The organism is Streptomyces sp. NPDC042259, assembly GCF_055582085.1.
The window spans coordinates 185,333-198,016 of record NZ_JBVJDW010000013.1 but is presented as its reverse complement, the minus strand read 5'-3'; the positions used below and the strand labels follow the sequence as shown (position 1 = coordinate 198,016).

Annotated in this window: 13 protein-coding genes and 1 pseudogene; 7 read left to right on the top strand and 7 right to left on the bottom strand. The window is 71.6% G+C overall.

Annotated elements, in window-relative coordinates; all coding sequences use genetic code 11:
- The 3 genes and pseudogenes from ACZ6MA_RS29260 to ACZ6MA_RS29250 all read left to right on the top strand — a co-directional run.
- Nucleotides 1-336, top strand: a pseudogene (locus tag ACZ6MA_RS29260) (DEAD/DEAH box helicase); the annotation flags it as partial.
- 55 nt (nt 337-391) lie between these two features.
- The gene (locus ACZ6MA_RS29255) at nt 392-700 is read left to right on the top strand and encodes an SCO5918 family protein (protein ID WP_469437356.1); all 309 of its coding nucleotides are present in this window, start codon (nt 392-394) and stop codon (nt 698-700) included.
- 435 nt (nt 701-1,135) lie between these two features.
- Nucleotides 1,136-2,959 carry a M6 family metalloprotease domain-containing protein gene (locus ACZ6MA_RS29250; RefSeq protein ID WP_469437354.1) on the top strand — a complete coding sequence of 608 codons (1,824 nt, stop codon included), beginning with the start codon at nt 1,136-1,138 and terminating at the stop codon, nt 2,957-2,959.
- A 48-nt stretch (nt 2,960-3,007) separates the two neighbouring features.
- Here ACZ6MA_RS29250 and ACZ6MA_RS29245 read toward each other — a convergent pair whose 3' ends face one another.
- Nucleotides 3,008-3,844, bottom strand: a complete 837-nt coding sequence (locus ACZ6MA_RS29245; RefSeq protein WP_469437353.1) for a class I SAM-dependent methyltransferase — start codon at nt 3,842-3,844, stop codon at nt 3,008-3,010.
- Between the two features lie 102 nt (nt 3,845-3,946).
- Between ACZ6MA_RS29245 and ACZ6MA_RS29240 the strand changes: the two genes are divergently transcribed.
- Together ACZ6MA_RS29240 and dacB are read left to right on the top strand one after the other, a co-directional pair.
- The gene (locus ACZ6MA_RS29240; RefSeq protein ID WP_469437352.1) at nt 3,947-4,513 is read left to right on the top strand and encodes a helix-turn-helix domain-containing protein; all 567 of its coding nucleotides are present in this window, start codon (nt 3,947-3,949) and stop codon (nt 4,511-4,513) included.
- Between the two features lie 173 nt (nt 4,514-4,686).
- Nucleotides 4,687-6,294, top strand: a complete 1,608-nt coding sequence (gene dacB / locus ACZ6MA_RS29235; RefSeq protein ID WP_469437350.1) for a D-alanyl-D-alanine carboxypeptidase/D-alanyl-D-alanine endopeptidase — start codon at nt 4,687-4,689, stop codon at nt 6,292-6,294.
- 37 nt (nt 6,295-6,331) lie between these two features.
- Here dacB and ACZ6MA_RS29230 read toward each other — a convergent pair whose 3' ends face one another.
- From ACZ6MA_RS29230 to ACZ6MA_RS29205, 6 genes are all read right to left on the bottom strand, one after another.
- Nucleotides 6,332-6,697, bottom strand: coding sequence for a PH domain-containing protein (locus ACZ6MA_RS29230; RefSeq protein ID WP_469437349.1), 366 nt, complete (start codon nt 6,695-6,697; stop codon nt 6,332-6,334).
- A 67-nt stretch (nt 6,698-6,764) separates the two neighbouring features.
- Nucleotides 6,765-7,415 carry a TetR family transcriptional regulator gene (locus ACZ6MA_RS29225; protein ID WP_469437372.1) on the bottom strand — a complete coding sequence of 217 codons (651 nt, stop codon included), beginning with the start codon at nt 7,413-7,415 and terminating at the stop codon, nt 6,765-6,767.
- Between the two features lie 236 nt (nt 7,416-7,651).
- Nucleotides 7,652-8,149, bottom strand: a complete 498-nt coding sequence (locus tag ACZ6MA_RS29220) for a thiol-disulfide oxidoreductase DCC family protein (RefSeq protein WP_469437347.1) — start codon at nt 8,147-8,149, stop codon at nt 7,652-7,654.
- A gap of 4 nt (nt 8,150-8,153) precedes the next feature.
- Complete coding sequence (locus ACZ6MA_RS29215) at nt 8,154-8,582, bottom strand: hypothetical protein (RefSeq protein WP_469437345.1); 429 nt, start codon at nt 8,580-8,582, stop codon at nt 8,154-8,156.
- Nucleotides 8,583-8,738: 156 nt separating this feature from the next.
- Nucleotides 8,739-10,010: an MFS transporter gene (locus ACZ6MA_RS29210; RefSeq protein ID WP_469437343.1), complete on the bottom strand. Its 1,272-nt coding sequence runs from the start codon at nt 10,008-10,010 to the stop codon at nt 8,739-8,741.
- A gap of 490 nt (nt 10,011-10,500) precedes the next feature.
- The gene (locus ACZ6MA_RS29205) at nt 10,501-11,205 is read right to left on the bottom strand and encodes a hypothetical protein (protein WP_469437341.1); all 705 of its coding nucleotides are present in this window, start codon (nt 11,203-11,205) and stop codon (nt 10,501-10,503) included.
- A gap of 205 nt (nt 11,206-11,410) precedes the next feature.
- Between ACZ6MA_RS29205 and gntA the strand changes: the two genes are divergently transcribed.
- Nucleotides 11,411-12,094: a guanitoxin biosynthesis heme-dependent pre-guanitoxin N-hydroxylase GntA gene (gntA, locus tag ACZ6MA_RS29200; RefSeq protein WP_469437340.1), complete on the top strand. Its 684-nt coding sequence runs from the start codon at nt 11,411-11,413 to the stop codon at nt 12,092-12,094.
- 391 nt (nt 12,095-12,485) lie between these two features.
- The gene (locus ACZ6MA_RS29195; RefSeq protein WP_469437339.1) at nt 12,486-12,683 is read left to right on the top strand and encodes an MbtH family protein; all 198 of its coding nucleotides are present in this window, start codon (nt 12,486-12,488) and stop codon (nt 12,681-12,683) included.
- Nucleotide 12,684 lies beyond the last annotated feature (1 nt).

Below are 12,684 nucleotides of genomic sequence, written 5' to 3'. Positions count from 1 at the left end.
GCCCGCGCCGGAGAATCCGGCAGCGTCGTCACCCTCGTCCTGCCCAACCAACGCCGCGACATGACCCGCCTCATGGCCGACGCCGGCATCACCCCCCACACCACCCAGGTGCGGTCGGGCGAGGCCGAACTGACCCGCATCACCGGTGCCAAGGCCCCCTCGGGTGTCCCCGTCACCATCTCCGCACCGGCCGCCGAGCGCCCCAAGCGTGGTTCCTCGGCGCGGGGCCAGCGCAGCCGGCCCGCCCAGGCCCGCCGCTCCGCCGCCTCCGCTTCCGTGCGGGAACGGTCCGGCGGCACGGCCCAGCGCCGCACCCCGCCCCGGAACGCCGCCTGAACCCCTCCCGGTCCGCATCCGCCACCGGTCTTTCCTCCCACCCTGTTGAGGCACTATGCGCTGCGTCATCGCCCGCTTCCCCTTCGACCTGGTCAAGAGTGAGGTCGAGCATTCGATGAAGGGCATCAAGCCCGAACCCGTCACGGGGCCGTCCGTGACCATCGGCCGCCGCACCTACCCCGTCAAGCAGGTCGGCGAAGTGATCACCCGGCAGGACCGCCGCGACTTCACCGCCGGAGAGGTCACCCGGGCGCTCACCCGCCTCGGCTTCACCTGCAGCGACGTCCCCGCCCCGGCGCCCGCCGTCGCCCCGACCCCGCTCGAGACGGCGTCGGCCCTGCTCGGAGCGCCGCCGGCGCTCTGACGCGCCCACGGGTGCCGGACGCTGCCGCCACCCGCACCGCCCCACGGGCACGAGACGACGAAGGGCCCCGGCCGGGAGAACCGGCCGGGGCCCTTCCCCGTCCCCCACAAACGTCACGCGGGGACTCTGGCGTCACGTCTTCCTCAGCTCTACCTTGACCGCGGTGGGGTACCCCATCGAACGGCTTGCCATCTCCGCGTCCAGTCACGACCAGACAAGAGGTGAGTCTTGTTCCTCCGCCGCAGACACGTCCGCCGGTCACGACGGATACGTCGCTTACGCAGACTGAGCGTTGTCGCCCTGCTCCTCGGGGCCCTGGCCGCTGTCGCCGCCGGGCCCGCGCGGGCGATACCCGACACCGGATCCCGGGCGCGCCCGTCCCGCGGCCCCCTCGTCCAGCCGGTCGACCCGCAACGCTGGCGCAACCCCGACGACATGACCTGGGCCGAGTACCGCCCGGTGCCCGGCACCGACTGGGCCGACCCGGACGTCAAGCCCACGAAGCGCACCTTCAAGGGCGCGCTGGTGCTCCTGGACTACCCCGATGAGGAGTTCTCGGTCAGCAGGCCGCCCGGGTCCACCATCTTCGGCAATCCGCTGCCCGCCGCCTCCGGCATCCCCCGCACGCGGGTGCCGAAGTTCTACGAGGACTTCCTCAACAAGCCCGGCACGCTCAACCACGGGCACACCATCAACGAGTACTGGATGGAGGACTCCGGCGGCCGCGTCGGCGTCGAACTGACCGCCTTCGGCGTGTACCGCATGCCGTGGAAGTCCTACCAGTACGGCATCGAGCCCGGGATGAACCCCGGCGCCTGCCCGGTCGGCGACACCTGCGGCAAGGACATCCGCGCCGACGGCAAACGCACCTGGGTCGCCGACGTGGGCGCCGACCGCGCCGACGACTTCGACTTCGTCTTCTACCTCACCGCCGGCGTCGACGAGTCCTCCGCCTGGCAGGAGTTCGGGCAGATGCGGTTCGCGGCTCCGAAGGACGTGCCCGCCGCCTGGGGACCGCCGTCTCCGATCCCGGGCGGCGGCAACGCGGCCAGGACCCGCTACGTGCCGTGGACGTCCTGGCAGGCGGCCGCCCGCATCTGGCCCAACGCGGCCGACGGCTCCTCCACCCAGGCCGAGAGCTCCGGCATGGCCACGTTCGCCCATGAACTCAGCCACATCCTGGGCATCGGCGACAACTACAACAACCCCTACGGCACGCCCCTGAGCCGCTCCTACACCGGCATCTGGGGCATGCTCTCGCGCGGCTCCTTCAACGGCCCCGGCGGCCCGCACACCCGCTGGCAGGTGCCCGCCGCCGCCGGCGGCTCGATGGGCGCCCAGCACGTCCTGCGCGACAAGCTCAAACTCGGCATCGTCGACGCGAAGAACGTCCTGCGCCTGGACCGCGACGCCCTGAAGCACTCCGGCCCGGTCGTCGCCCGCGTCACCGCGCGCTCCGCGCCGCCCGGCGAGAAGGGACTCGCCGGCGTCAACATCACCATGGGCCGCGATCTCTCCCCGGCCTGCGACCGCGCCACGGACCCGCTGTGCGACGGGGGCGGCTACGAGAACTACACCGTCGAGGTCGTCGACCGCATGGGCATGGACTCCTTCACGCCGGACAGCGGGGTGCTGCTGAGCAAGACCAAGAACGCGGACCGGGCCCCGTTCGTCTGGGCGGTCGACGCGCACCCCGAGGACATCGGCCTGGTGGACTTCCGGCGCCCCGACGGCACCCCGCAGAAGATCACCATGGGCGACTACCGGCAGCTCAGCGACGCGCTCTTCCACGCGGGCGCCGACTCCGGCAGCTCGTACGAGTACGTCGACCAGGCCAACCGGCTGCACTTCTACATCCTCGACGTGCGGCGCGACGCGTCCGGGGTGCTCTCCTACGACATCGGCGTGAGGTCGTTGGACGGCGCCGGCCCGCAGCCGCGCGGGCTCGCGCTCGGCCGGGGCACGGCGCCGGGCGGGCCCGTGAACGGCCGGGCCATGTGCGTCTTCGACCTCGCCAACACCGGCGGGGGCGCGGCCGCCCAGGACATCTACCGGTTGTCGGCCACGGCCTCCGGGCGCGGCTGGTCCGCCTGGCTTCCCCACCGGGTCGCCGGGGCGGCCTCCGGCACCACGGTTCCTGTCGGGGTGGCCGTGATCGCGAAACCGGGCGCCGACCGCGAGGGCGGCGTCACCCTCACCGCTCGCTCGGAGAGCGATCCCTCCAAGACGGCCTCCGCGAGGTGTTCGCTCACGCGGTAGCCGGCCGTCCTTGCCGCCTGCCCGTCCGGCGTTCACAACAACGCTTGCCTAATGGGCGCGCTGCCCGAAGTGGACCGTCTTCGCGGTCAGCAGGAACAGGTCGGGGCGGTGGTCGACGCCCGCAGGGTCGGCGGGGTCGAGGAGCCGGTCCAGCGTCGCCAGGTCCTCGGCGTCCAAGAGTTCGCCGAGGACCTGGCGCTGCCGCTCCAACGTGGTGCGCACCGCGCGGCGCGGGCCGGCGGCCAGGGGGGCGGGGTGGTCGACGAGGAACGTCTTGCTGCGGACCTCCACGAGCCCGGCGGCCCGCAGCATGCCGGGCCAGTCCTCGACCACCGCCACCGACCCGGGCAGCTCGTGGCGCATGCGGTTGAACCGGTCGGCCGTCACCGCGTCCAGCCGGGCCTGCAATCCGGGGCGGCCGAAGCCCAGGTCGCGCGGGAATTGCCGGGCGGGCAGTCCGCCTTCGACGATGGCCAGCACACCGCCGGGCTCCAGGAGTGCGGCCAGCCGGTCCAGCGCGTTCTGCTGGTCGCCGACGTGATGCACGACCTGCCCCGACCACACCAGGTCCGCCGGGCCCATGTCGTCGAGGCCCGCCGGGAACTCGGCCACGCGGGTCCGCAGTCCGACGCCGAGCCGCCCGGCCCGTTCGCGGGCGCGGGCCAGCAGCTCCGGCGAGCCGTCCACGGCCGTCACCTCGGCCTGCGGGAACCGCGCGGCCAGCCGGCAGGTGGCGACCCCCGGGCCGCTGCCGATGTCCAGGATCCGCCGGGGCGCGAGGTCCCCCAGCTCCTCCAGGGCCTGGCGCACGTAGGGGCTGTGCGTCTCGCCCTCGAGTTCCAGCAGATCGGCCATCGCGGCCCAGTCGAAGTCCTTGTGGTCCATCGTTCGCACTCCCTCGGCTCTTTCTCGGTCACGTCCTGGCGCCGACCTTGCGCCCCGGGCCGCGCGATTGACAAACCTTGTTGCCATTCCTGCAATAGGGGAATGGAAGACGTGCTGGCCGCCGTCGGAGCGCGGCTCAAACACATCCGCCGGCAGCGTGACTGCACCCTGGCGTCGCTGTCGAAGACCACCGGGATCTCGGTCAGTACGCTGTCCCGGCTGGAGTCCGGGCTGCGGAAGCCGAGCCTGGAGTTGCTGCTGCCGATCGCGCACGCCCATCAGGTGCCCCTGGACGAGCTGGTCGGCGCGCCGCCCGTCGGCGACCCGCGCGTGCGGCTGAAGCCGATCCGGCGCGGTGATTCCACCGTGGTGCCGCTGACCCGGCAGCCCGGTGGGCTCCAGGCGTTCAAGATGGTCATCGCCGCCGCCCGCAGCACCCCCGAACCGCGCACACACGAGGGCTACGAGTGGCTCTATGTGCTCAGCGGGAAGCTGCGGCTGGTGCTCGCCGACCACGACACCGTGCTCACGACGGGCGAGGTCGCGGAGTTCGACACCCGGCTGCCGCACTGGTTCGGCAGCACGGGGGAGGGGCCGGTGGAGGTCCTCAGCCTGTTCGGTCCCCAGGGTGAGCGCATGCACGTCCGCGCGAAGCCGCACGGCGGGTAGGCCGGACGGCGGTCCGGCCCCGACACGGGCCGCTCCGGCCCCGCCCCGGCCGTGGAGTTGGGGCGTCCGGGGGATACGGCCGCCGCGCCACCTCCTTCCGGTGCGCACGAGCAATAGCCTCAAAGCGCCCATTTCGGGCCCTTGCGCATTCTCACACCACCGGTGGAGTCCGTATGTCACCAACCCCCACGCGACGCCGGAGCCGACGGCGCGTCCTGCAGACCCTGGGTCTCCTGCTGGCCGGCAGCATCACCGCCACCGGCCTCGCCCAGGCGACGCCCGCCCCGTCGGGCAAACACGGCGACCTCGACCCCCGCATCGCCTCGATCATGGACAAGCCCGCCTACCGGCACGCCCGGTGGGGGCTGTTCCAACAGAACCCGGAGAACGGCGAGGTGACCCACGCCCACAACGCCGACCAGTTCTTCATCCCCGGCTCCACCGCCAAGCTCTTCAGCGTCAGCGGCACCTGGCGCACCCTCGGCGGCTCCCACCGCTTCGTCACCCCGATGCGAGCCGTCGGCAAGCGCCGGGGGCCGACCCTCAAGGGCGATCTGGCCCTGATCGCCCAGGGCGATCTGACCCTCGGGGGCCGTACGCGCGCCAACGGCACCGTCGCCTACACCCACGTCGACCACACCTACGCCAACGACGTTCCCGGCGCGACCCTCACGCCGCAGAACCCGCTGGCCGGCATCGACCGTCTGGCCCGGCAGGTACGCGCCTCGGGCATCCGGCACGTCACCGGTGACGTGGTCGTCGACCCCCGGCTCTTCCGCCCCGACGCCACGCTCGACCCGACGCCCACCCCGCTGATCGTCAACGACAACGTCATCGACCTGCTGACCACCGCACGCCGCGCCGGTCAGCGCGCCCGCCTCGACTGGCGGCCCAAGGTCGCGCCCTACCGCGTGACGTCCACCGTCAGGACGGTGGCGCCGGACAAACCCACCGCCATCACGGTGCGGACCTCCGCCGACGGCACCCGCATCCGGCTGTCCGGCACGATCGCCGCCGGCTCCGCCCCGGTGCTGCGCGTATCGGGCGTCAAGGACCCGAACGCCTTCGGCCGCACCGCCCTGATCGAGGCACTGCGACGGGCGGGCGTCGAGGTCCGGGCGAAGACCACGGGCCCCAACCCGGCGGCCAGGCTGCCGCACTCCTACCGGGGCGCGCCCGCGGTGGCCCGCTACATCTCACCCCGGTACGAGGAGTACGCCGAACTCATCTTCAAGGTCAGCCACAATCTCGGGGCCAACCTCGGGATCTGTCTGATGGCCGTCCACGCGGGAAGCACCGACTGCCAGGACGGGTTCCCCGTACTCGCGAAGTTCCTGGGGCGCGCACACGTCGACCGCGCGGCGGTGCAACTGGCCGACGGCCGGGGCGGCAACCCCAACGACCGCGCCACGCCCCGCGCCCTCGCCCAGATCCTGACGTACTGGCAGCACACCCGCGAAGCCCGGCGCTTCCGCGAGGCGCTGCCCGTCCTGGGCGTCGACGGCTCGCTCGCGGACAACTGCCGGCGCTGCCCCGCCCGGGGCAAGGTCTTCGCCAAGCCGGGCACCTTCGCGGGCGGCGACGAACTGAACAACCGCGTGGCCGTGGGCGGGGACGCCCTCGCCGGATACCTCCAGACGCGCCCGGGACACTACGACGTGTTCTTCGTCGGCATGAACGGCGCCTCGGCGCGCGACGTCAAGGGCCTGCTGGGCATCCTGAACGACATGGCCGACATCGCCGCGTACCTCCAACGGAACGCGGCCTGGCGCCGGCGCTGAGCCCGGCGGTACGCCGGGCGGCCCGCCGGCCGCCCGGCTACCGCGCCACGAACTGCGTCAGGATGGCCTGCACCTCGTAGATGTCGACCCCCTTGGTGAAGGTCTTCTGAATCGCGGTGGGGCTGCCGGAGAGCCAGATCTTCAGCTCCGCGTCGAGATCGAAGTGACCGGCGGTCTCCACCGCGAAGTGCGTGATGCTCCGGTACGGAATGGAGTGGTACTCCACCTTCTTACCGGTGATCCCCTGCTTGTCGACCAGGATCAGCCGACGGTCGGTGAACAGCATGGTGTCGCGGATCAGCAGATAGGCGGCGTGTACCTGCTCGCCGTGCCCCAGCAGCCGCGCGTACTCCTGCTGCGCCGACACCGGATCGACGGTGTGCGCGTTCCCGAACAGCCCCATGTCTCGGCCCCCATACATCGAACTCGGCTGATTCGCCCCACTGTATAGGGGGCCCTCGCGCGGGCCGCTAGCCCTTCGTCCGCTGCCGGGAGGCGACCGTCCGGGCCATCCCCGGGAGGAAGTCCGTGAACAGCTCGTGGACCTCGTGGACGAGCGGCCGCAGCACCCGGAAGCGGGCCAGCGACACGCCGCGCGTGGTCAGCCGCGCCCCCCGGGCGGCCAGCTTCCGGCTGCGCTCACGGCCGGGGGAGCGGTCGAAGACCCAGTACAGGACGAGCCCCATCTGCGAGAGCCACATCAGCTCGGGCAGCACCTCGGCGAGTTCGGCCGGCACCTTCGCCCTGGAACCCGCCAGCACCTCGCGGTGCACGTCGATGGCCGCCTCACGGGCGTGCTCGGACTCGGGGGAGAAGGGGCTGAGGGGGCTCTCCGGGTCGGCGGCGTTCTTGAAGAACTGCGCCGCGAACTCGTGGTACGGCGCGGCAATGTCCAGCCACACGCCCAGCACCCCCGCGAGCCGTGCCTCCAGATCGGTCTCCCGGTCCAGCACGTCGCGTACCGCCGCCTGGTGTTCGGCGGCGATCCGGTCGTAGAACCCCTGGATCAGGTGTTCCTTGCCGGCGAAGTAGTAGTAGGCGTTACCGACGGAGACTCCGGCCTCCTTGGCGATGGCCCGCATCGTGGTCTTGTCGTAACCCCGCTCCTGGAACAGCCTCATCGCGGTTTCCAGGATCAAGGCACGGGTCTGCTCGCTCTTGGCCGGTCGGGGCTCGTTCTCTGCTGGCACGGTCAGAGCCTAGGCCGTGTCCGGCGGAGGGGGTGACCCGGTCGCCGGCGGGCTGATGTGGCTGACCTCAGCAACTTCGGCCCGTCGGGCGTTTGAGGACGCGCCCGCGGGGCGCTCGCCGCCGTAGGCGGCACCACCGGCCACAGGCCGGTGATCCGTCGACCGGGTCAAGTCCCCGCCCCGCCCGTGTTGCAGGCCGGCGGCGCCGAGACGTACGTCCACTCGCCCACCGGGTCGTACACCCAGCCGTTCCCGGACGGGACCGGGCGGGGCCGGCGCCACTGCGCGCCGTGGTATTTCGCCGCGGCCAGCAGCGCGCCCCGCGCGCAGCGGAGTCCGGTCGGGGTACTGAAACGGTGCGCCAGCGGCCGGTGCTCGGCGAGAGCCCACAGACACACCACCCAGGCGCCCGCGCCCCGGTAGATCTGCCCGCCGTCACCGACCACCGTGATCTCCTCGAGGGTGGCGGCGTGGTCGAGCCGGGGGAAGCGGTGCCGGGCCTCGTCCGACCCGGCCGGGACCAGATCGAGCGGTACGAGCTGGCGCTGCCGCGTCAGCCAGTCGCGCACGAAGACACAGAGGGGGCACCGCGCGTCGTACAGCACGGTGAACCGGCGGACCGGGGCGCACGCGCCCCGGCCGGCGGGAGTGGCGAGGTCGCGCATCGGTTCAGGCCCCGGTCGGCGGCGCGGCCCAGGTGCCGGGCTCGCCCAGGTACGCCTGCGGCTGGACCGGCGGGTTCTGCTCCCGCTCCATGATTCCGCGGCGGCGGAACTTGTTCAGCGCGAACACATTGCCGAGGTGCATGACCCCGAGCACGAGCAGGACGACGCCGAGCTTCTGCGACAGCGCCTCGAACACCCCCCGGGCATCGGTGATCGTGGTGTCGTCCTGCAGGTACAGCGCGATGAACCCCAGGTTCACCAGGTAGAAGCCGACCACCAGCAGGTGGTTCACGGCGTCCGCGAGCTTCTCGTTCCCGTGCAGCACGTCGGCGAGGAAGACCCGCCCGTTGCGGCTGAGCGTGCGCGCCACCCAGATCGTGAGCCCCACGCTGCCCAGCAGATAGATGACGTACGCGACGACGGTGAGATCCACGTCCCCAACCCCTTCTTGAACGTGTTCAAAACCTGATGTCCATGACTGTAGACCTATTTTTGAACACGTTCAATCGGGCCTCTCGCCTGGCCGGCGGATCCTTCGGCCTGCGGGCCGTCTTGGCCGCCTGCGGCGGCCGGTGCCCTGCGGGCGCCCCTACGGATTCGGAACCGTCTCTTCCCCCATGGCGTCCAGCGCCAAGCGCTCGCGTTCGTCCCGTACCCGCCCGCCCCAGCGGATCGCCGGTGCCATCGCGAAGGAGACGACGACGAACATCGCGCCCAGCAGGATCCACCCGGGGGCTCCCCAGTAGACGATCAGGCCCGTGAGGACCAGCGGGCCGAGCATTTCGGCGACGGTGATGCCGTTGCCGAAGAACGCCTGGTACTGGCCCGTCTTGCCGGCCGGGGCCAGGCCGAAGCTGACTTCCCATTCGCCGGTGGCCTGCATCATCTCGCCCACGACCATCAGGCCCGCGCCGGCGACGAGGACGATCCCGGCGGCCCAGGCGGAATCCGGTACACCGGAGAAGGCGAACGCGACGCACGCGCCGGCCAGCAGGAGGCTGCCCAGGATCAGATACCGGATGGCGCTGGTGAGGTCCTTGACGCCCGCGGAGACCCGGACCTGGAAGAGCGCCACCACCACGGTGTTCAGCATCAGCATCACCGACAGCAGCGACACCGGAGCCGACGTGTGCTCGCTGATCCAGAGCGGCAGGGCGACGGCGATCAGCGGTACGTACAGCAGCAGGAAGGTGTTGAGCACGCTGATCAGGACGTACGGGCCGTCACGGAAGACCGACCTGTCCGCCGGCTTGCCCTCCGCGGACCGGCTGCCGGCGGGCACGGGGGCCACGGCGGGGAGCCGGGCGAGGATGCCGGCGGCGATCAGGAAGGCGATGGCGTTCAGCACGAACGCCGCGTAGTACGCCTGCCGGCTGTCGAAGAGCAGCACCAGGCCGCCGATACCGGCACCGATCGTCATGCCCGCGTTGTAGCTGGACTGGATGAACGCGCGCACCCGCGTGACCTGGTCCTTCGGCACCAGACCGGCGAGCATGGCCTGCTCGGCCGCCGAGCCGCCGCGCTGGCTCACCCCGTATACGCACGACGCGAGGACGAACGGCAGGAAGGAGGTGACGAAGACGAAGGAGACGAGGGCCAGGGCCGCGCACCCGAACAGCGCGACGGCGGTACCCCGCGGGCCGGCCCGGTCGGCCAGATGTCCCAGCGGAACGCTCAGGACGAGCGCCGCCGACCAGCCGATGGTGAGGCCGAGGCTCATCTGCAGCGGGGAGAGTCCGACGATGCGGGTGAAGAACAGCGCGGCACAGATGTTGTAGGCCCCGTCACCCAGCCGGCATATCAGCTGGGCGAGGGCCAGCCCGCGTGGCGGGCCGGGAGGCGGGATCAAGTCCTTGAACACACTGCTCCTTCAGATCTGCCGTGGGCACCGTCGCGTGGCGGGGCGTCCGGAAGTGAGGGGGATGCGACGAGGGGGGTCAGCGGGGCGCTCGGCGGATCCCGCGGCGGCGGCCGGCTCACGCGCGGGTGACTGACGCGGGCGATCGAGGAGCACGGCGTTCCGCCGGCCCGGAACGGGCCACCCATGCACAAGCGCGCGCGGGTGACGCATGCCACCGGCGCCGGTCAGAGGTCCGGACGTCGCCGCTCTCCGCCGAAGTCCTCGGCGTGTCCCTGGCCCACACCGGCCAGAGTCCTCAGGCTGATCGGCCGTCTTCGCCACGGCCGCGTACGACGGTTGGGATCCTAGGCACCGCCCTACGGGCGCGCAAGATCAGTGCGACGCGCACCGGCGGACCGGCCGAAGAGTGGCCGGATCACGACGCACCACCGCCGCCGGCGCGCCCCGCTCCGGGGCCGGGCAGCGGCGGCGGTGGTCGCGAGGGCGGATCTCAGGCCCCGGACGGCTCGCCGTCGGTGCCGCCCCGGGCGTCCGCCTGACCGGGCAGCGGGACGAGGGTGATGTCGGGGCGCACCTCCCGCAGGATCTCGGTGATCGTCTCGCCGATGGCCTCGGTGTGGTCCGCGCCCTCGCCGGGGCAGCCGAGGACGACGAGCAGCCCCTCGCGGTCGGCCGCGCCGAGCTGGCGCCCGGCGGAGTCGCAGTCGCGGCGGCCCAGCCAGGCGAACGGCTCCAGCTCATCGTCCCGGCCGGGCACTCCGTAGACGAGGTCGCCGGCCGGAATGGGGCGCGAGCGGGTGGAGAAGGCGGGGACGATGCGTTCGTCGCCCGAGGCCCGGCCCACGACCAGGTTCCGTTCCGCGTCGGCCGGGAGCAGCCGGTGCAGGCCGATGCCCGCCCCGTGGCGCAGGGTGGCCACGCTCACCGCGTCCACCATCGGCCCGTGCGAGCGCCAGCCGCGCGTGGCGAGCACGCCGCGCAGCCGCTCGCCGGCCGGGACGACGTCGGGGTGGCCGAGACCGGCGAGGAGCTTGCGGTACCCCTCCGGAAGCGGTGCCTCTGCGTCGTAGGCGGCGGCCACCCGCTCGGCGGTCAGGCCGTCCCCGTCGAGCAGCGGCGCGGCCGCGGTGAGCCGCCACGCCCGGCAGTGGTGAAGCCCGAGTTCATGGGCTTCGGGAGAGACGAGAAGTCTCATGTGGGTCTCCTGGGAGGGAAGTGCGACGGTACGTGGGTCCTCTTCGGCCCAACTGATGCTATGTGCGCACCTGTTGCCGGTATTTGTCCACCCGACCGATTTCGCCCCGTCGCATCACGAGGAGTGCGCGCGGCGGGGGTCGTGGTGATGTGCGCACAGCATGGCCGAATACATCATCAGCGCTCCGTCGCGGGGGGAGATTGGCGTGTCCGAGTATCTCAACGACCGGAATGCAGAGGTCCGTTCATCGGTCGAGGAGTGGATCAAAGGCGACGGCTTCAGTTGCCTGGCGGGCAAGGCCGCGTTACGCAGGGACCTGATCACCTATGCGGTCCTGGGCGGCCTCGGGGAGCCGGACACCACGGTGGCGTTGCACCGGGAGCTGGAGCGGTACGTCGCGGACGCGCTGACCCCGGACGAGAACTTCGCCACCTTCATCGCGGTCTTCACCGGTCCCGAGGGCCTCACCGAGGAACAATTCGAGTCCGTCCTGTGGCGGCAGCTCGCGCAGTTGCACGAGCTGGACGGGCAGCGTTACGCGTGGGCGCCGGAGGCCGACCGGGACCCGGACTCGCCGCGCTTCGCCTACAGCATCGCGGGTCATCCGTTCTTCGTCGTCGGCATGCACGAGCGGTCCTCGCGGATCACCCGCCGCTCCCCGTTCACCGCCCTCGCCTTCAACTCGCACCACCAGTTCGAGCGGTTGAAGGAGAACGGCGTGTACGGCGGGCTCCAGCGCCGGATCCGCGAGCGCGAGCTTCGGCTGCAGGGGTCGATCAATCCGAACCTGGGCGAGTTCGGTGATGTGTCGGAGGCGCGCCAGTACTCGGGGCGGGCGGCCGAATCCGACTGGAGCTGCCCCTTCCGGCCTCTGTCCGAGGCACGCTGACCCACCCCTGCCGGGACCGCCGGGTGGCCTGGGAGTGACCCCGGCCGACGGTAAGGGGCAGGTCATCGGCCCATCAACGCCGGTTGTCGGTTGGACAGTTGAACAGTCGTCCTAAAACAGCCCCTCGGGTGCCCGGGAGGTGGATGTGTGACCTGTGTCATATTCGTAGGACGTAACTCAATGGCAACCTGGGGCCACGACAACATCTGTGTCGGAGCGGCCGGTTGCACCCGTATGTCCCTGCCGCTGTCTCTTCGAACGTATACGTCACCGGCGAGCCGGTGCACCGGCGCATGGCCGGTGCCGGGCTCGACCGGGCCACGGAGCGGTTTCCCGCCAAGGGCTCCCGCACGGGGTCTGGCGAGGGTTTTATCCGGTTTTGGGGGAGCTAGTGAGTGACGACCGACGCTATCTCGTGGTGATCAACGAGGAAGAGCAGTACTCCGTCTGGCCCGTGGGCGGCGACCTCCCGGCGGGATGGCGTGCCGAGGGCTTCGAGGGCGCCAAGCAGGAGTGTCTGACCCACATCGACAGCGTGTGGACGGACATGCGGCCGGCCAGTCTGCGCCGCACCGCGTCGGCCACCTGAC